This is a genomic window from Acidovorax sp. (genome assembly GCF_034519795.1).
In the GTDB taxonomy this organism is placed as follows: Bacteria; Pseudomonadota; Gammaproteobacteria; order Burkholderiales; family Burkholderiaceae_C; genus Acidovorax.
The window spans coordinates 296,670-312,956 of the sequence record NZ_JAXHOB010000007.1; the positions used below are offsets into that span (position 1 = coordinate 296,670).

22 protein-coding genes are annotated in these 16,287 nt (G+C 66.7%); 3 read left to right on the plus strand and 19 right to left on the minus strand.

All coding sequences use genetic code 11. From position 1 onward, the window contains the following. Window positions 1-203 precede the first annotated feature (203 nt). On the plus strand, window positions 204-1,544 hold the full coding sequence (locus U5N23_RS07540) for a protein kinase domain-containing protein (RefSeq protein WP_322592184.1): 1,341 nt from the start codon (window positions 204-206) through the stop codon (window positions 1,542-1,544). Here the strand turns inward: U5N23_RS07540 and U5N23_RS07545 are convergent. After that, window positions 1,519-2,892 (minus strand): MATE family efflux transporter, encoded by a 1,374-nt coding sequence (locus tag U5N23_RS07545; protein ID WP_322592185.1) that lies wholly within the window; start codon window positions 2,890-2,892, stop codon window positions 1,519-1,521. The two genes, U5N23_RS07540 and U5N23_RS07545, sit on opposite strands and share 26 nt — an antisense overlap. 2 nt (window positions 2,893-2,894) lie before the next feature. After that, window positions 2,895-3,344 (minus strand): VOC family protein, encoded by a 450-nt coding sequence (locus tag U5N23_RS07550; protein ID WP_322592186.1) that lies wholly within the window; start codon window positions 3,342-3,344, stop codon window positions 2,895-2,897. 94 nt (window positions 3,345-3,438) lie between these two features. Between U5N23_RS07550 and U5N23_RS07555 the strand changes: the two genes are divergently transcribed. Further along, entirely contained in the window at window positions 3,439-4,092 is a 654-nt protein-coding gene (locus tag U5N23_RS07555) for a TetR/AcrR family transcriptional regulator (protein ID WP_322592187.1), read from the plus strand. A 6-nt stretch (window positions 4,093-4,098) separates the two neighbouring features. Here the strand turns inward: U5N23_RS07555 and U5N23_RS07560 are convergent, their stop codons facing one another. Then, entirely contained in the window at window positions 4,099-5,658 is a 1,560-nt protein-coding gene (locus U5N23_RS07560; RefSeq protein WP_322592188.1) for an EAL domain-containing protein, read from the minus strand. Window positions 5,659-5,894: 236 nt separating this feature from the next. On the opposite strand from U5N23_RS07560, the gene U5N23_RS07565 reads away from it, so the two are divergent. Beyond that, complete coding sequence (locus U5N23_RS07565; RefSeq protein WP_322592189.1) at window positions 5,895-6,425, plus strand: hypothetical protein; 531 nt, start codon at window positions 5,895-5,897, stop codon at window positions 6,423-6,425. Window positions 6,426-6,438: 13 nt separating this feature from the next. Here U5N23_RS07565 and U5N23_RS07570 read toward each other — a convergent pair whose 3' ends face one another. From U5N23_RS07570 to U5N23_RS07645, 16 genes are all read right to left on the minus strand, one after another. Next, entirely contained in the window at window positions 6,439-7,176 is a 738-nt protein-coding gene (locus tag U5N23_RS07570) for an HAD family hydrolase (protein ID WP_322592190.1), read from the minus strand. A 246-nt stretch (window positions 7,177-7,422) separates the two neighbouring features. After that, window positions 7,423-7,794 carry a Mor transcription activator family protein gene (locus U5N23_RS07575; RefSeq protein WP_322592191.1) on the minus strand — a complete coding sequence of 124 codons (372 nt, stop codon included), beginning with the start codon at window positions 7,792-7,794 and terminating at the stop codon, window positions 7,423-7,425. Beyond that, complete coding sequence (locus U5N23_RS07580; RefSeq protein ID WP_322592192.1) at window positions 7,791-8,450, minus strand: regulatory protein GemA; 660 nt, start codon at window positions 8,448-8,450, stop codon at window positions 7,791-7,793. Before U5N23_RS07580 ends, U5N23_RS07575 begins: the two co-directional genes overlap by 4 nt. 62 nt (window positions 8,451-8,512) lie before the next feature. Beyond that, entirely contained in the window at window positions 8,513-8,797 is a 285-nt protein-coding gene (locus U5N23_RS07585) for an HU family DNA-binding protein (protein WP_322592351.1), read from the minus strand. A gap of 193 nt (window positions 8,798-8,990) precedes the next feature. Then, window positions 8,991-9,350: a hypothetical protein gene (locus U5N23_RS07590; protein ID WP_322592193.1), complete on the minus strand. Its 360-nt coding sequence runs from the start codon at window positions 9,348-9,350 to the stop codon at window positions 8,991-8,993. Continuing rightward, window positions 9,347-9,982, minus strand: coding sequence for a hypothetical protein (locus U5N23_RS07595; RefSeq protein WP_322592194.1), 636 nt, complete (start codon window positions 9,980-9,982; stop codon window positions 9,347-9,349). The genes U5N23_RS07590 and U5N23_RS07595 overlap by 4 nt, the downstream gene beginning before the upstream one ends. Continuing rightward, a complete protein-coding gene (locus U5N23_RS07600) occupies window positions 9,979-10,596 on the minus strand; it encodes a DUF3164 family protein (RefSeq protein ID WP_322592195.1) in 618 nt (205 codons plus the stop codon). Before U5N23_RS07600 ends, U5N23_RS07595 begins: the two co-directional genes overlap by 4 nt. 14 nt (window positions 10,597-10,610) lie before the next feature. After that, complete coding sequence (locus U5N23_RS07605; RefSeq protein ID WP_322592196.1) at window positions 10,611-10,886, minus strand: hypothetical protein; 276 nt, start codon at window positions 10,884-10,886, stop codon at window positions 10,611-10,613. Between the two features lie 13 nt (window positions 10,887-10,899). Beyond that, window positions 10,900-11,091 (minus strand): hypothetical protein, encoded by a 192-nt coding sequence (locus tag U5N23_RS07610; protein WP_322592197.1) that lies wholly within the window; start codon window positions 11,089-11,091, stop codon window positions 10,900-10,902. Beyond that, entirely contained in the window at window positions 11,088-11,303 is a 216-nt protein-coding gene (locus U5N23_RS07615) for a hypothetical protein (RefSeq protein ID WP_322592198.1), read from the minus strand. Before U5N23_RS07615 ends, U5N23_RS07610 begins: the two co-directional genes overlap by 4 nt. Further along, the gene (locus tag U5N23_RS07620) at window positions 11,300-11,794 is read right to left on the minus strand and encodes a hypothetical protein (protein ID WP_322592199.1); all 495 of its coding nucleotides are present in this window, start codon (window positions 11,792-11,794) and stop codon (window positions 11,300-11,302) included. The genes U5N23_RS07615 and U5N23_RS07620 overlap by 4 nt, the downstream gene beginning before the upstream one ends. Before the next feature lie 145 nt (window positions 11,795-11,939). Next, entirely contained in the window at window positions 11,940-12,116 is a 177-nt protein-coding gene (locus U5N23_RS07625; protein WP_322592200.1) for a hypothetical protein, read from the minus strand. Then, window positions 12,113-12,265 carry a hypothetical protein gene (locus tag U5N23_RS07630; RefSeq protein ID WP_322592201.1) on the minus strand — a complete coding sequence of 51 codons (153 nt, stop codon included), beginning with the start codon at window positions 12,263-12,265 and terminating at the stop codon, window positions 12,113-12,115. Before U5N23_RS07630 ends, U5N23_RS07625 begins: the two co-directional genes overlap by 4 nt. Further along, window positions 12,265-13,497, minus strand: coding sequence for an ExeA family protein (locus tag U5N23_RS07635; RefSeq protein ID WP_322592202.1), 1,233 nt, complete (start codon window positions 13,495-13,497; stop codon window positions 12,265-12,267). The genes U5N23_RS07630 and U5N23_RS07635 overlap by 1 nt, the downstream gene beginning before the upstream one ends. Window positions 13,498-13,505: 8 nt before the next feature. Beyond that, a complete protein-coding gene (locus tag U5N23_RS07640; protein ID WP_322592203.1) occupies window positions 13,506-15,290 on the minus strand; it encodes an integrase in 1,785 nt (594 codons plus the stop codon). Window positions 15,291-15,312: 22 nt separating this feature from the next. Beyond that, the gene (locus U5N23_RS07645) at window positions 15,313-16,281 is read right to left on the minus strand and encodes a hypothetical protein (protein WP_322592204.1); all 969 of its coding nucleotides are present in this window, start codon (window positions 16,279-16,281) and stop codon (window positions 15,313-15,315) included. Window positions 16,282-16,287: the final 6 nt, after the last annotated feature.

Consider the following 16,287-nt stretch of genomic DNA (forward strand, 5'->3'; position numbering starts at 1 on the left):
ATCCATGCGGCTGTAGCGGTGCCGGGCAGCGGCGCCTGGGCCCTGTACGGGGTGTGCCATGGCACAGCCCTTGTTCAGAAACGGAACAGGGGGCGGCACACCGTGGAACGCTGCCTGCGTGCAAAAAGCCACGGTTGCGCGGGCGGAACACGGTTGCAGGCTGCTGCTTTTGCCACAATGAGGCCATCGCCACCCGGATGCCCATGACCGCCACGCCCACCCTCATTCCCCCGACCATCGGCAAGTACCGCATCGAGCGCGAGCTCGGGCGCGGCGCCAGCGGCATCGTGTACCTGGGGCTCGACGGGTTCCGCGGCAAGCGCGTGGCCATCAAGCAGATGCATGCCCACCTGCTGGCCCAGCCCGACCAGGCCGAGCGCTACCGGCGCCTGCTGCGCAACGAGGCGGCCATGTCCGGCCGGCTCAAGCACCCCCACATCGTGCGCCTGCTCGATGCCGACGAGGACGCCGCCCAACCCTACCTGGTGCTCGAATATGTGGACGGCCAGGCCCTGGCGGCCCATGCCCGGGCCGATGCGCTGCTGCCCGTGCCCCAGGTGCTGGACATCGCCTTCAAGTGCTGCAATGCGCTCGAATACGCCTACCGCGAAGGCCTGGTACACCGCGACATCAAGCCCGCCAACCTGATGCTGGCCGCCAACGGCGACGTCAAGCTCACCGACTTCGGCGCCGCGCTGTCGCTGCGCAGCGATGCCACGCAGCTCTCGGGCATGGTGGGCTCGCCATCCTACATGTCGCCCGAGCAGGTGCGCGAGGAAGATTTGACGCACCACAGCGACATGTTCTCGCTGGCCATTGTGGTGTACGAGCTGCTCACCGGGCGCCGCCCGTTCGACGGCGAGACCGACTTCGCCACGCTCTACAAGATCAGCCACGAAGAGCCCACGCCCCCGAGCCTGCTGCGCGCCTCGCTGCCCGGGCATGTGGACGCGGTGCTGCTGCGCGCCCTGGCCAAGAAGCCGGCCGACCGCTTCGCCACCTGGGGCGACTTTGCCCAGGCGCTGCTCGATGCCCACCGCGACCTGCCGCGCCAGCGCTCGCAGGACACCGAGGCCGAGCGCTTCGGGCGCCTGCGCGAGCTGCCCTTCTTTGCCGATTTTCACGACGTGGCGCTGTGGGAGCTGATGCGCCTGGGCAACTGGCGCCGGCTGGAGCAGGGCACCGTGCTCATGCGCGAAGGGCAGCCCGGCGACTCGTTCTGCATCCTCATCGAAGGCCGGGTGACCGTGAGCCGCCAGGGCTGGACCCTGAGCACCCTGGGCGCGGGCGTGACCCTGGGCGAGATGACCTACCTGCGCCCCGACAACCGCCAGCGCACCGCCACCGCCGTCGCCGAGACCGAGGTGCTGGTGCTCAAGATCCGCAACCCCGCGCTGCGCGAGGCGTCCGAAGACCTGCAGTCGCGCTTCGACAAGGCCTTCATCAAGCTGCTGGTGGGCCGGCTGATCGCTGCCAACGAGCAGATCGCCGAATGGGACATGGTGGCCGGCCAGGTGTTCACGCCGGACGACGAGCGGCGCTGACCGACTGCAAGCCGCGCAGCACCCACCGCAGCCGTGCGTGGAAGGCCGCAGCCAGCACCGCGCTGAGCAGTGCCGCGGCCACCCAGCCGCCCCAAACCCCCCAGCCCATGGCCGGCACGCCGGTGCCCAGCGCATCAAGCGACAACCATGCCGCCAGCGGCACAAACAGCAGCAGAGAGCACACCGTGTTGACGGCGCTGGCCCAGCGCACGTCGCCCAGCCCCCGCAGCGCAAAGGCGCTGCCCAGGTTGATGGCATCGAGCACCTGGTACGCGGCCACCAGCCCGAGCAGCGAGGTGGCCAGCGCCAGCGCGGCCTGGCCGGCGGGTCCGGCATCGCTGCCCAGCAGTGCTGCCAGCAAGGGCGGCCCGGCCAGCACCATGGCGGCGCCCACCAGGGCCATCCAGCCCGCCATCAGCCACAGGCTTGCACGTACCAGGGGACCGACCTGGTGCGGCTGGCCCGCTCCCAAGGCATGCCCCACCAGCGTGGCGCTGCCCGTGGCCAGGCCCAGCGCGGGCCAGAAGGCCAGGCCGGTGAGTGACAGCAGCAGCAAGGTGGCCGCCCCCTCGGCCGGGCCGATGTGCGACATCATGAGCTGGAACAGCGCCATCGCCAGCACGTCGGCCGCGGCCGCCACGCCGATGGGCATGCCGGTGTGCCATAGCTCCGCAGTGCGGCCTCGCAAGCCCGCGAAGGACGACCTCCAGCCCGCGCGTGCAACCCAGGCCAACCCCACCGCCACGCCGATCAGGTTGGCCAAAGTGGACGCATGGGCCGAGCCCGCCAGGCCCAGGCCCGCGTCGAAGATCAGCCACTGGTTGAGCGGCACATTGGCCACGGCCGCCGCCAGGTTGGCCCACAGGCTGCCCTGCGTGTTTCCCAGGCCAGCCAGGTAGCTCGACACCGCGAACAGCAGCACCACCGTTATGCCGCCCGCCATGCGCGGCTGCCAGTACTCTGCGGCCTGCCCGGCAGACTCCGCAGGCAGTTGCCACAGCGCAAACAGCCAGGGCCCGGCCCATGCCAGCACCATAAAACAGGGCAGGGTGCAGGCCGCAGCCAGCAGGCCTGCGGGCAGGTATCCCCGCGCAACGTGCGTCTGGCCGGCGCCCATGGCCTGGGCCACCGGCGCCTGCACGGCAAACGCCACGCCCCCCAAAAGAACGAACACCGCCAGGTTCAGAAAGGTCTGCGCCCCCAGCCCCGCGAGTGCGTCGGCAGAAATGCGGCCGGCAAACCAGGTATCGGTCACCCCGATCACGGCCTGCAGCGAGTAGGTGGCGATCAGCGGCCAGGAGATGGCCAGCAGGGCGCGCACGGGCCCTGGGGTGGTTGCATCAGCCATGGTCAGCCAGCCATGTACGGGTCCCAGAAGCCTTCGGCAGGCTCGGCCTGCTCCACGATGTCGAGCACCAGGCCCGACGGGTCGCGCACCTGAAAGCGCACCTGGCCCCAGGGCTCATGCTGCACGGCGTAGGCGATTTCCACGCCGGCCGCGCGCAGGCGGGCTTCTTCGCGGCGGGCATCGTCCACCTGCAGGGTGAGCAGCAGGCCCTGGCCGCTGAAGACCTCGGGGCCCGGCGGGCGCGAGGGATGGTCGGGCGCCATGAAGGCGATCGAGGTGGCACCGCCTTCGGTGCTGGCGCGCGACAGCAGCACGAACCACGAGGCCTCGAACACCACCTCGAAGCCCAGGTGCTGCACGAAGAAGTCGCGCGAGGCCTGCACGCTGGCGGTGGTGACCAGGGGGTAGGCGGAGGTCAGTTGCGAAAGGGTGGTGGGGGAGGGGGTGGGCATGGTGGCTCCTGGGGTGTGAAACGGATGGACTGCGGACATCAATCGGGTACATACTGTCTGTATGTTCAATCAAATATAGATACATACAGTCTGTATGTCAACAGGAAAATCCATTTCCAACTCTGCGGCGGGCAACCGGCGGCTGGAGCAGGGCGCCCAGTCGCGCACCAAACTCATTGCGGCGGCGCGCGCCTTGTTCGAGCGGGACGGCTATGCCGCCACCTCCACCGAAGCCCTGCTGGTGGCCACGGGCCTCACGCGCGGCGCGCTGTACCACCACTTTCGCGACAAGAAGGACTTGTTCGTGGCCGTCTGCGAGGCCGTGCATGCTGAGCTCAGTGCCGCCATCGACGGGGCGGCCGATGGCCAGGCCGATCCTGCAGACCAACTGATGGCGGGCGCGCTGGCCTGGATCGACGCCGTATCCCACCCCGGCCCGCGCCAGGTGCTGCTGATCGACGGCCCCTCGGTGCTGGGCGCGCAGGCCTGGGCAGAGCTTGACGGGCGCCATGGCTACCAGCAGCTGCATGCCGTGGTTGCCGAGATTCTGGCGCCCGCGGGTCTGGCACCGCTGGAGGTCGATGCCTGCGCTTCGGCCTTGAACGGCGCCATCAACGAGCTGGCGCGCTGGCTCGCGCGCCATCCGGCCGGCGAGCATCCCGGCGCACGGGCGGCGGCTGTCGCCGCGCTGCACCGGGTGTGTGCCAGCGTGCTACCGCCTGCGGCGAGGGCGAAAAAAGGCGCCTGAGTCTGTCTACCGGCCGGCTTGGGTCTTCAAGCCCGTCAACAGTTCGGCCAGCGGCATGGCCTTGGCAAACAGCCAGCCCTGCGCATGGCGCACGCCGCGCTCGCGCAGGAAGTCGGCCTGGAACTGGGTTTCCACCCCTTCGGCGATCAAGTCCAGCTCCAGCTTCTGCGCCATCTCGATGATGTGCGTGGTGACCGGGCTGATGGCCGCCTGCGCGCCAATGCTGGCAATGAAGATGCGGTCGATCTTGAGCGTGTCGATGTCGATGGATTCGAGCATGGACAGGCTCGAATAGCCGGTGCCGAAGTCGTCCATGGCGATCGATGCGCCGATCTGCCGGCCCGCCTGCAGCGCGGGCCTGGCAGCCTCGATGTCCACCAGGCCGCGCTCGGTGACCTCCAGCATCAGAGAGCCGGGCGGCATCCCGATGGCTTCGAAGCGCTGCTGCAGGTACTGCACGGGCCCATCGGCCACCAGGTCCTGGGGCGAGAGGTTCAGGCTGACGTGGAAGCCCGGGCTGGCCTTGAGAAGATCGGGCAGGTCTTCGAGCACGCGGTCCATCACGTAGCGGGTGATGTGCGCGACCACGCCCGTGCGCTCGGCCTCGGCAATGAATTCGTCGGGTGGGACCAGCGTACCGTTGTTGCGGCGCCAGCGGAGCAGGGCTTCGGCGCCTGCCCACTGGCCGGTCTGCAGGTCCACGATGGGCTGGTAGAGCACGAAGAACTCGCGCCGCCTGAGGCCCGCGCGCAGCCGCGACCGGGAGGACAGGGTCCAGCGCGTGAGCGCCGCCACCCCCAGCGCCAGGGTGGCGCTGGCAAACAGCCCCAGCGGCGCGAGTACCAGCGCCTGGTCCGCGAGGCCCTCGTAGGCCAGGGCCTTGGGCGCAGCGGCCAGGGCGACGATGTTGTTCTCTTTCGAGCTGCGAAACACGATGTGGTGCGTGTCGCTTTCCACCAGGCTGTGGGTTGGCGCCTGGTAAAGGTCCAGCCAGGTCTCCTGCAGCGGCCCCCGGGAGCGGATCAGCGCCTTGGGCGCGATGATCGCCAGGCCCAGCGACACGTCGGCATGCAGCACCGGCATGTCGATCACGATGCCCGGGTGGATGATCACTGCGTGGCCGTTGCGCGCATAGATGTTGAAGGGCTGTTCCGGCGCAAACGGCAGCCGCGCCCCGATCCAGCTGGAGATGCCGGTCGAGGTGACCATGGGCTTGCCCGGGAGCGGCACCGGCCCGCTGCCCAGGGTGAGCGTGCTGCAGACCAACTGACCGTCCACCACCGAGCCCATGCCCTGCAGGTAGAACGAGGTACCCACCATCTGCTGCATGCGTGCCAGGCTGGCCTGGCTGCAGGGCGGGCTCGCGTCCTTGTCCAACTCGTTCAACGCCGCCACCAGCTGCTGGCGCGAAGCGATGCCCCGGCGCAGCACCTCGTCCGCCAGCGAGGTCAGGTAGGCGATCTGGTCGTCATGGGCCTTGCGCTGGGCCAGGTAGAGCGACGCCGCAATGGGAATCAACGCCGCCAGCAGCAGGGGGACCGAGGCAACGACGTAGAAGCGTTTCATGGGTGCGGCGGTGAGGGCAGGGGCCTTGCAATGAGGGTCGATGCTGGCGTGTTTTGGGACGTTGAGCAATCGGCCGTACCCTGCCGCCGGATGGGTGTCCATGCCCCGGCTCGGCCTCTCCCCTAGGTTTGAATGTTACTACCTGTTAATGATGTTGGGCCTGTTTCCCGCCAGGCAGTTCAAGGACTGGGCAGAATGGCCGAAGAAGCGAGGAGCGCCCCCGAAGGAGACTCGGCATGTTTATCCGCACCCCCACATTGCAACCGGCCCAGGGCCAGCCCGTGCGCCACCAGCCCGTGGTGGCGGGGGACCGCGTGCGGGATGCAATCCGGGATGCGATGACGGACGCTGCGATCAAGCGCATGGCGGTGCCTGAAAGCATGGTCGCCTTTTCGCAGGAGGCCATGAAGGCCGCCGTGCTCGACAAGGCCGGCGTCAAGATGGGCGACCCGGAAAGCGCCCGCCAATTCCTGGCGAAGTTCGACTTCAACGCGATCAGCCCGAAGGACCTTGGGTTGGTGCAGGTGACCATGTTCGCTGCCGGCATGATCTCCAGGGAGGATTCAGGCCCCCTGATCGGCACCGACATGGCCTACGAGCCGCCTTTGGACCCCTATGCGCCGATGGACGCCATCCAGCATTTCGAGCACATGCTGGAGGTCAATATCTCGATGGGGCCGAATGGGGGGAGGGAGGTGGCCATCCGGGCGGCGGATTTCATCAAGCAACTGGCCAGTTTCGCTGCATCGGATCGCCGCAGCATCTGACCTCACCCGACAGTCAATGCTTGCAGTCCGGGACGTACCTGAGCGCCGGGTCTGGCGCCTCGGTCAGCGCAGCGATCGAGGGTATGCAGAAGTCCGCCACGTCCGCGCAGCGGTCGCAGGTTGTGACCCAGCATGTTGCCATCCCTAGTGCTTTTGCCGGGGCAATGTCCCGTTCGAGGCTGTCGCCGACGAAGAGGACCTCCTCGGGCGGCAGGTCGAGCGTTCGCAGCGCTTGCAGGAACAACCGGTGGGAGGGCTTGATGGACCGCTGGTCTGAAGAGAACACTTGGCATTCCAATACGGACGCGACCTGTGACCGGCGGAGTTCGGGCTCCCAGTGGTGGGCGGGCGCCCAGAGGTTGCTCACCACCCCCAGCCGGTGTGACCGGGCCAGCGTGAGGATCACCTGCGCTGCCCATCCCGGGACCGCACCCACCTCGTGCCTTGCAATGACAAGTTCCAGAAGCTGGATCTCATGCCTGGACTGTGCGCAGTGCCTGGCAATTGTCTCTTGCAGGGATGGGAAGTCGTCAATGAGGGCCGGGTTGGCATAGTCGGCAAGGAAGCCCGCCACACATGCGCCAACGCAATGCGCAACCGCCTCTGCCGACAGCGCGCTACCGCCCACCGTCCGGTAGGTGGCATGGAAGTCTTCGCCGGGCCCCAGGCGGTCGCCGCCGAACATGAACGTTTCGTTCATGTCGAACAAAAGGGCCTTGTAGCGATGGAGATGGGAAACCAGTGGCTTCATGGTGCCTGACCTGTGCCATGAGCGGCTCGCAAAGCTGAGCCGCCCCAGGCGGAAACTGTACAACGCGTACTGAGCTGCGTGCTATTGACCCATTTCGAGAAGCAGGTCTACCCCAAAGTGAAGGGAGTTGAGATAAACCAACCCAAAACGTCGCGATAAATGCGGGATTCGCCGGGACGTGGTGCGAAATGCCGGGACGGGGTTTGAAATGACGTTACAGAGGCTGTAACGAGCGGCGGGAGCCGCTCAGGCGGCGCGGATTGGGTCGAACAGATCGTTCTGAACGTCTGCCGCCAACTTGGCACGAATGCGGGCGATGAGCTTACGCATGCCGCTCATGGTCATGTCGTACTGGCGTGCCAGATCATCATAGTTGTCCCCCAGGAACTTGCCGTAGATCTCCAGCTCCAGTCGCGTCAGCTCGCGTCGCAGATCCTTTGGGAACGGGATCACCTGGCCGCCCCAGTGCTTTGCGAGGTGGTCGGCCAGGTCGTTGGCCACGATCTCTGCCTCGTTGGGCGACACGCCGTTCTCCCTCAACCGGCGCGTGACGACGTCGACCAGGTCGGCGAGCAGCTCATGGCGCCGAATGGAGGTGCGCGTCTCAGGACGGATCACCGCTTGGCCTCCATCGTCTGAGCGATGCCGCCCACGGGCCGGCCGAGCAGCTCCATGAGGTCCTGCCAGGCCCACAGGTGGTGGTCGAAGCCCTCATAGTTGACCGTCGCATTCGCGGCGCGCAAGAACACTGCCAGCTGCAGCGCATCGAACGGCTGCGCCCGATGGCGCACAAGCACCTCGTCGGCCAGCGCCTTGATCGCGCCAGGCAGCAGGCGCATCGCCCACTTCTTGAGCGTCTCGATCAGGACGTCGGTCGCCCTGCTGCTGGCCCAGTGCAGATCATCCACCTTGGCGATCCGCTTCACGTAGGCCGCCAGGGCCTTCTCGCTGGGATCGCGCACCTCACCGAGCTGGTGAAGGAACAGCCACAGCGCACGCACCTTTCGGGCGCCTGGATCGGTAGCCTGGCGCCGGTCGCCAGCCTTTGGACGGACCACGAACCCCCTTGCCTTCAGGTGCTCCAAGACAGCCACCATCCCTGGAACGGCCATCGTCTTCAGCGACGAGTCCTTTCCAACGCTCACCAGGATCTGCCGGTACGCGACATCGTCCAGGCCGTGCTGGGCCAACTCGCGCTTGGCGACATGGATCAGCTTGATCAGGGTGGCGCGGCGGTTGGCTGCAGAGGTGGCGGCGGAAGTGGCTGCGGTCATGGTCATTTGCTCCAGGTGGATCACCAAAGCCCCCATACGGGGGCTTCAGAAAGCCGGCTGGCTCAGTTCAGGGCATCCTTCAAGCCCTTGCCGGCCGAAAACTTCGGCGACTTGCGCGCCTTGATCTTCAGCGGCTCTCCCGTCTTCGGGTTGCGCCCCGTGCGCGCCGCGCGCTTGGTCACCGTGAAAGAGCCAAAGCCCACCAGCGTCACCGCGCCGCCCTTCTTCAAGGTGGCCTTGATCGCCTCGGTGGCTGCATCCAGTGCGGCGCCAGCGGCGGCTTTGGAGATACCGGCCTTGTCGGCCATTTGTTCGATCAGTTCAGTCTTGTTCATGGTCTGAGAAATCCGTAAAGAGAAAGTTGAGGAAGCGCCCCGGTGTTGACGGACACCGGGAAACCGACCATCTCAGCGCCTTCCCGGAAGGGAGGGAGACCGCGTCGGCCGGCCTGCTGTAGGGCTCCGATACGGCGGCACCGATGGTTGCGGGAGTTGTGGTGCTGGAGACACCGGGGCACCCACCGCCTGCCCCTCTGCGAAATCACCCCCAGTCCGGCAACAATGGGCGGACAAGGAGCGCATTCGTCGGATGGGCGGCAAGAAGGCCGCGCGAGGCCAGATACCGAACGGCCGAGCCCAGGGCACGGGCTGTCTCAGCATCCTCGTCGTCGAGGGCCATCACTGCCTGCGCAGGCGCAACCTGCCAGTAGTGGATTCCACCATCCACCTGGCAGTAGCACTCGGACAAGATCAACTCGGCCGCAGCCTGGTCGGCGATCTGCAGAGCGCCATCGGGCCCGGCCAGGAAGCGGATGATCTCGGCGGCTTCGGAAACCAGAGGGATCACCGCATAGGCCGATCCAACCTGCGCCAGCCACTTCTGGATGTGGTCGTTGGTCATGCCTTCCTCCATATGCGCAGGCCATCGGCGACGGTGCGGCACACCAGCTTGCGGTCTGACGTCTTGTGGTAGGTCGTCATTGCATGGGCTATGGCATGGCGTCCCTCGGTGGGAAGCGGAAAACTGTCGCCCACCTCCATCTTGTTGAACAGCGCCGCCCATTCCATTGCAGACACCTTGGTCTTGGGATTCACCAGCGGCACGCCCTTCTCGATCACCACCTTGGAGAGGTCGGTGTAAAACGGCTTCGCTGGGGCTGCTCGCCCAGCCCGAGCCGCAGCCAGCGCCTCAGCGCGAGGCGTTGTGGACTGGACACGCCAAGCCGCATCTGGTGCGGTGTCAAGCGGCGACAGGGCAGCAGCGAGCGAAGGCGCCCGCGCAGCGGATGGCTTGATCTCCGAGTGTCCATTGCCGATGCGGTACACCAGCTCGCCGTCCTCGCCATCGTCAGTGCGCTTGAGCAGCTCGGCCTGGACAGCCTGGGCCAGCAGCGTGTGCACGTTGGTGCGGGTGCAGTCGAACTTCGCCGAGATCACCTCGGCCGAGAGGTGCTCTGTTGGGTTGGTGGTGAGGTACTGGATCACCTTCCAGGTAACAGAGCCCTCGCGTGGGGAGTAGCTGCCGCCGCTCATACCGCCACCATGTCCAGCGGAATCGCCTCGTAGCGCTCCGTCTGCCCCACGCGCTTGTAAAAGCGGATGTACTGCTTGGTGCCGATCACCTGGATCGATTCGCCAATGGCCTGCATAGCCTGCTTCCAGCGCGCGTCGGTGATCTCCAGGCGACGAAGCGCCAGGATTTTGCCGACGTTGAGTTTGCCCTCCTTGTCGGTCTGAAAGGCCTGCTGGACGAGCGCGATGATCTCGGGCCGGCTCCCCTGCGCCCAGTCTTTGATGCACTCATCGACCAGGGCCTGCGCGGCCTGCAGGCGCTCGTCGAAGGTGATCGTGTCAGCGGTGGCCAGCTGCAGCTTGTAGGCCCCGTCAAAGGTGTGCAGCGTGATGTTGCCCTTGTGCCCGCCGCGCTTCACGCCGTACTGCTCGGCACTCAGCTCGGCAAAGGCCGCGACGTCGCCGAAAATCTTGCCCTTGGCCGCCACCAGCTTGGCGTTCAGTTCCTGGGCGATCTGCACCAGCTCGCGCACCAGGCGGTCGCGCTCCTGGTCCACGGGCTTGACCAGGTCGAGGGGCACCAGGTGGCCCTGCGCGTTGCGCATGAAGCCTTCTGGCATATTGGGGATGTCCATGGGGTGGTCTCCTTTCAATGGATGTGGCGTGCGGCGGTAGGCGCAACGTGGTTGGGGGCACCAGCAGTGCTGGCAATGACGTCACCGATCACCGACAACGCACGAGGCGCGTGGCGTTGCGCTCCCGTGCCGATGACGGTGTGCGCATAGGCATTCAGTAGCGCATCAGCGACGACGCAAGGGTTCAGCCCCTTCGTGCACACGAAAGCGAGCAGTTCAAGAATCAACGCGGCCAGCGCTTGCTCGTCGGTTGCTTTCAGCTGGCGCGCTGCATCATTGGGTGTTGGCATGGTTTGCTCCTGCTCAGCACCGAAAGCCACGGCTCTCGATGCGCTTGTAGTTGAGAGATCCGGCCCGTGCGGGCGCGGCGGCTGGGGGCGTCCACACGGGCGCCCGCATCAGGTCGTACTGCTGTGGCTTGACCAGGTCGAGCACGGGCGTGGTGATGAAGCCCGAGCGCTCGGCCAGCGGGCGGCCTGGATTGAGTTCGTTCACAGGGCGTCTCCCTGCTTCACGGCGGCATACGTGTCGGCCAACAGGTCATAGCGCACCTGGCCGGCCTGCAGAGGCTCCTCCAGGGCCTCGTGTACATCGCGGCGGCTGGCACTGGCCGTCGCTGCCAGCTCAAGGGTCGTTGCGGCTTGGCCGTAGGTCGGCAGCAGCGCCAGCAGCACCACGCGCAGGGTGAGCATCTCGGCGCGCGTCATGGCTTGGGCCCTCCCGCAGGCGACTTGCCCAGCAGCTTCGCCATCTTGGCCCGCACCTCTTCCGAAGGGCCTGCCGCCTGGCGGTCCCGCTCCTGCAGGTCCAACAGCGCCGGGTCCAGGTGGCTCAGCAGCGCAGCCCCGGCAGTCACCGCAGGGCCACCGTCGATCTGCACCACGTTCGGCCGTGGGCCCAGGCGCCGCTGCAGCTCCCGGTCCGCCTCGATCTGCGCCTCACTGCGGTCCGATGCACGCAGCACCACCGTGTACAGGTAGTTGTTGTGGGCCAGCGGCACCGCCAGGGTGCCCTTGGCCACCGCCGTAAAGACCGCCTCGAAGCCGCCCCGCCAGTCGTCGGCCGTCACCAGGTAGGTGCGCCCGCCGCGCGTCACGGCCGTGCGCATGATGTCCGGCACCAACTCGCCCAGGATCGTCTTGGCGCGCGACATGCGCAGGCGCTGCTTCTCGGGCTTGTGCAGGCGCAGGTAGCGCACACCTGGTGGCCCAGCGGCAGCGACATGCTCACCACATCTGCCACCAGGTGGCGCGCCTCCTCGTCGTCGATCATCCGCGCCAGCAGCGCGTCCATGCTCTCCTCGGCCCCGCAGCTGGCGCACACGTTCACAAACTCGGCGCCCATCACCGACCTCCCGGGCACATGGTGGCGCCCTGGGCCATGCCGGCCAGGTGCGCCGCGTCCAAGCGTGCATCGCTCACGTGCACCGAATGAACCACGTAGACCAGGGCCAGCAGCACGGCCAGCACCATCACGCCGAGCCAGCAGGCCAGCGCCGTCATCGGGTGCAGGCGCTTCATGCTGCGCCCTCCCGGCGCGCCACCACCGAAACGGCATCGCCAAACGAGCCCAGCACCGTGTCGATCGCCTCCCAATCAGAGGCGAATTCGCCGCGCAGCCGGCCCATGGAGCCATCGCCCATGCAGATCAGGATGAGATAGCGGCGCATCATTCCGACCTCGCCGCAGCCGCGATCAGGGCGCCCGTCACCTTGGGTGCCCCGATCCGCACCGCAGAGTTCAACGCCGCGCTCACCAGGTTGTTGATCGCCAGCGGGTGGCACAGCGACTCCGTGCGCTGCTGGCGCTCGCCGCGATGCACCTCCAGCACGCTGTGGCGCAGCCGGTTGCGGATCTCGTCGGCCACATCGGGCGCGAACAGCGCGTCGTAGTCCATGTCCACCCGCTTCAGCTTGTGGCGCAGGTACGCCTCCACATGGTTGTCCAGTGCCGGCAGATGCACCACCTCGCAGCGCTGCACCACCTCGCGCACCTCGGGGTTCTTTTCCGAGAGCTTGCCGCCCAGCTCCGTCTGCCCGATCAGGATGATCGCGAGCAGCTTCTTGAACCCGTCCTGCAGCTCGTAGAAGCGCTTCAGGTGCTTCAACGTGGGCACAGCCAGGTCATGGGCCTCTTCGATGATCAGCACATGCTTGCGGCCGATCTGAGCGCTCGCGCGCAGCACGCTGTGCATCTGCACCGCCCGGTCCTCGTGGCGCATCTTCAGCGTGGCGCTGGGCGCCACGGCGCGGATCACCGCCCCCGTGATGTCCGCCGACTTCAGGGGCCGCCCCTCGCGCTCGCTCTTGGACATGCCGATCACGAAAGGCTCGATCACCGTGATCGGCTCGCCGCTGCTGTTGATCCACTCGGCCAGATCCTGGCGCAGCGTGCTCTTGCCTCCGCCCGACTCAGCCACCACCGCCAGCATGCCCCCGTGCTTGGCCGTCTGGCGCATGGCCGAGCGCACATAGCGGATGTCATCGGACAGGAAAACATCCCCCTCGCACAGCATCTCGTCCGTGAAAGGGTCGCGTGGAATTCGGAAGTGCTGGCGCGCCTCGCGGTTGATCGTGTACTTGCGTAGTAGCATGAAGGGGTCCTCGGGTTGGTCGTTGCCGGGCTGGGGGCCGGAGTTAGTGGCTTTCGCCATCGCCTGCAGCGCCGCGTTGTCGCGCGGTGCTGCAGGTGCTTCGTCAAACGTCGCCGCCACCATCTCTGGCGTGGCGCCATTCGCCGTCAGGTACTTGCGGATGCGGTCTTTCAGCGCCGCCTCCTGGCCGTTGGGCCATTTGTTGTATCTACAGGCCAGGCAGACGCTCGCGGTGCTGATGCCCACGTGCCGCGCCATCGCCGCCTGTTTCAGGTTCAGCAGGGCCAGGTCTTTTTTCAGATTCAGCATGTCGCCCTTTACACGGCGCGCAGGCCACCAGCGGCCCGCATGGGTTGTTCAACAGGTGCCAGGAACTGCGCGATCAGCGCCTCGATCTGGTCTTCGGGCACACCCGCCGAGTAGCGCGCCGTCATGAAGGCGAACTCGTCGGGTGTCAGGTTGCGGCCGATACCGTTCACCAGGCGCAACATGGCGTCGGTGGCTTCCAGTAGCGCGGGCGCCGCGCTGGCATGTTCTGGCGTGGCAATCTCGGTACCGCTGCGCGGCAGGTAGGCCGGCAACTCCACGTCCTGCAGGTAGCTGTGGGCCTTGAGCTTCCCCTCGAAGGGCGTCACGCGCTTCTGGCGGGCCTTCTTGATCTCGTCAACCGACAGGCCTGGGTAGGCCGCCTCGTCCATCGCCGTGGCCGCGTGCTCGGCCTCGGTCTTGGGCGCAGACTTGTATTCGGCCCCGATCTCCGCTGCAGATGCAAGCTGACCGAAGCGGTCGAAGTCCGTCACCGGCTCCACGCGGTAGGTCAGCATCTCGCCGTCGTACCTGGGCACCTGGACCTGCACCGCGCAGTCGCCGTACACCAGGCCGCGCACCAGCACCGTGTCGCCCACGTTGATGCCGTCAAAGCCACGCAGGCTGTAGGCCATCGTGCGCTCGGCCGCTGGGTGCTTGAAGGTGATCGACTGGTCCCCACGCACCTGGCGCGGCTCCTCCTTGCTGCGCATGAACGCCTGGCACACCTCCAGCGGCGGCAGCACGCGCAGCTGCTCGGCCGTGATCAGCTGCCACAGGTCGAACCGGGCTACCGGCGCGGCCAGGCCCGGCCGGCGCAGGCGCGTATCCTGCCCAGGGATCAGATTGGCGTTGTAGGCATTGGCCCAGGCAAACCCAGCCGCGTTGAGCTCCTCCACGCTGTCCACCGGCTCGAACTTCAGGCGGCTCTCGAACTGCGTTTCAACGATGTTGTTGCCGTTCTCCGAACCGCCCTTGGCCCGCGAGTTGCCGGCCTCGTGGTCCAGGTAGGTCACACCCAGGGCGTCCAGCAGCGACTTGATGGCCGTGCTCTGGTTCGCGCTGCCTTTGTCCCACAGCAGATAGCGTGGCACACCGTGCATCGGCCGGCCGGCCTGCTGGCCCCATGCGAACATCAAAAACTGGAACAGGCTGTGCTGGTTCTCGCCCGCCGCTTCCGTGTACCAGGGGATCAGGCTGGCTGTGGCCCGGTCGTAGCAGACGTACCGGTACACCTTGAACTTCAACTGGGCAATCTTGTCCAGCTTGTTCTTGTAGAACTCGTCGTCGCGGATGATGTACTGCCGCCCCTTGAGGTAGTACACCAGGCACAGCGACGGGTCGATCTGGTGCGTATGGTTCGGGAATGGAGCGCGCAGCGCCTGTGCCGGCGTTGCCGCGCGCTGGGCCGCCACATTCAGCTTGCGGTCGCGCAGCAGCCGGTTCAACTGGCCGTTGCTCACGCCAAAGGCCTGGCCGTTCGCCTCCAGCATGCCCCGGGCCGTGGTGGTGAACAGGGTCTGCTTGTTGTTCTCCCGCACTGCCATGCGCTGCACTGAGCCCAGGGACACCAGCGCCTCAGGCGCCACGCTGGTGCTGCCCTTGTCGCTGCGCGCCTTGCGCCCGCTGCTCCAGCCGGCAACACGCTGCAGATGGCGGTACACGGTCTGGGTCGAGAAGCCCAGGAAACCGCTGGCCTCGGCCACCAGCGCGCTGGCGCCCCCGTGCTCAGCCGCATCCAGGCGCCGAGCCAGGCCGCGCAGATAATCGCAAACTTCGGGGGAGAGCGATGCCATCTCTTCGTGGTCCTGGCTGCTGTTAGGCGGCTGCGGCATCGTCGGCCCCAGGCTGCATGAGGTACTGGCGCGCCTCGTCGATGTCCGCGCCAAAGCGCTCCTGCAGGTCGTGCTGCAGCCGGCCCACCAGCAGCGCAGCGCGCTCGGCCGCATCCACCATATGCATCAGCACCAGGCCCACGCTGCGTGGCAGAGGCACAGCCACCGTGGGGTCGTAGTCAGGCTGCTGGGTCACTTCCTCGGTCCACCAGGCCTCCAGCGCGGCAGACGCCTCCAGGTGCGCAGCCAACGACTTCTCGATCAGCGATTGCCGCTCGGTGATTTCCGTCTGGAAAGGGGTGATCCGCTCGTCCAGGGGTACCACCACCGGGCGCTTGCCAGCCAGCTTCTTCTCGGCCTTGTCGGCTCGCTCCTCGGCCTTGGTGCGCTTCTCTTGGGCAAACTTCACGTCCTGCTCGGTCTGGCGCAGGCGCTCGCGCAGTTGGCTGGCGCTCAGGCGGTCGATGTCATCCATCTTCGACAGGTCTTCGAGCACCTCGTCGTCGTGTGTAACCAGTTCCAGGAAGGCTGATGAGCTTTTGACCTGGGTCGCCAAATTACCCAAATTGGGTGATTTGCTGGTCTTTGCCGCTGCCTGCATAAACCGTTGAGCCGTGCTGCGGGAGAACCCGAGTAGTTCCACGCGATCCAGGAACTCACCGTGTGCTGCAACTTCCTTCAACAGCAGCAGGCGCTTTCCCACTTCAAGGATGGCCTCGACCGAGCGGCGCTGGTAGAAGCGGATGCCGTCCTCCAACGTGCCTACGCTCAGCGCTCCTTCATAGCCAAGCTGCAATGCCATCGCGGCTGCGTTCGCCTCCACCACCGCCAGCGCCCCACGCGCCTGCACCTCCTGTGCCGCCATGTCGGGCGGCGTCGCCCCCACGAAATCCGGGCCCACCACCTCGGCTGCTGGCAGGGCTTTGCGCCCCCTTGTTGTTTTATCGGTCATCTATGC

Bases quoted from the DNA above. Each gene is read 5' to 3' on its own strand.
- U5N23_RS07540 (WP_322592184.1), top strand. From the start codon at position 204: ATGACCGCCACGCCCACCCTCATTCCCCCGACCATCGGCAAGTACCGC.
- U5N23_RS07545 (WP_322592185.1), bottom strand. From the start codon at position 2,892: ATGGCTGATGCAACCACCCCAGGGCCCGTGCGCGCCCTGCTGGCCATC.
- U5N23_RS07550 (WP_322592186.1), bottom strand. From the start codon at position 3,344: ATGCCCACCCCCTCCCCCACCACCCTTTCGCAACTGACCTCCGCCTAC.
- U5N23_RS07555 (WP_322592187.1), top strand. From the start codon at position 3,439: ATGTCAACAGGAAAATCCATTTCCAACTCTGCGGCGGGCAACCGGCGG.
- U5N23_RS07560 (WP_322592188.1), bottom strand. From the start codon at position 5,658: ATGAAACGCTTCTACGTCGTTGCCTCGGTCCCCCTGCTGCTGGCGGCG.
- U5N23_RS07565 (WP_322592189.1), top strand. From the start codon at position 5,895: ATGTTTATCCGCACCCCCACATTGCAACCGGCCCAGGGCCAGCCCGTG.
- U5N23_RS07570 (WP_322592190.1), bottom strand. From the start codon at position 7,176: ATGAAGCCACTGGTTTCCCATCTCCATCGCTACAAGGCCCTTTTGTTC.
- U5N23_RS07580 (WP_322592192.1), bottom strand. From the start codon at position 8,450: ATGACCGCAGCCACTTCCGCCGCCACCTCTGCAGCCAACCGCCGCGCC.
- U5N23_RS07590 (WP_322592193.1), bottom strand. From the start codon at position 9,350: ATGACCAACGACCACATCCAGAAGTGGCTGGCGCAGGTTGGATCGGCC.
- U5N23_RS07595 (WP_322592194.1), bottom strand. From the start codon at position 9,982: ATGAGCGGCGGCAGCTACTCCCCACGCGAGGGCTCTGTTACCTGGAAG.
- U5N23_RS07600 (WP_322592195.1), bottom strand. From the start codon at position 10,596: ATGGACATCCCCAATATGCCAGAAGGCTTCATGCGCAACGCGCAGGGC.
- U5N23_RS07605 (WP_322592196.1), bottom strand. From the start codon at position 10,886: ATGCCAACACCCAATGATGCAGCGCGCCAGCTGAAAGCAACCGACGAG.
- U5N23_RS07615 (WP_322592198.1), bottom strand. From the start codon at position 11,303: ATGACGCGCGCCGAGATGCTCACCCTGCGCGTGGTGCTGCTGGCGCTG.
- U5N23_RS07625 (WP_322592200.1), bottom strand. From the start codon at position 12,116: ATGAAGCGCCTGCACCCGATGACGGCGCTGGCCTGCTGGCTCGGCGTG.
- U5N23_RS07630 (WP_322592201.1), bottom strand. From the start codon at position 12,265: ATGCGCCGCTATCTCATCCTGATCTGCATGGGCGATGGCTCCATGGGC.
- U5N23_RS07635 (WP_322592202.1), bottom strand. From the start codon at position 13,497: ATGCTGAATCTGAAAAAAGACCTGGCCCTGCTGAACCTGAAACAGGCG.
- U5N23_RS07640 (WP_322592203.1), bottom strand. From the start codon at position 15,290: ATGGCATCGCTCTCCCCCGAAGTTTGCGATTATCTGCGCGGCCTGGCT.
- U5N23_RS07645 (WP_322592204.1), bottom strand. From the start codon at position 16,281: ATGACCGATAAAACAACAAGGGGGCGCAAAGCCCTGCCAGCAGCCGAG.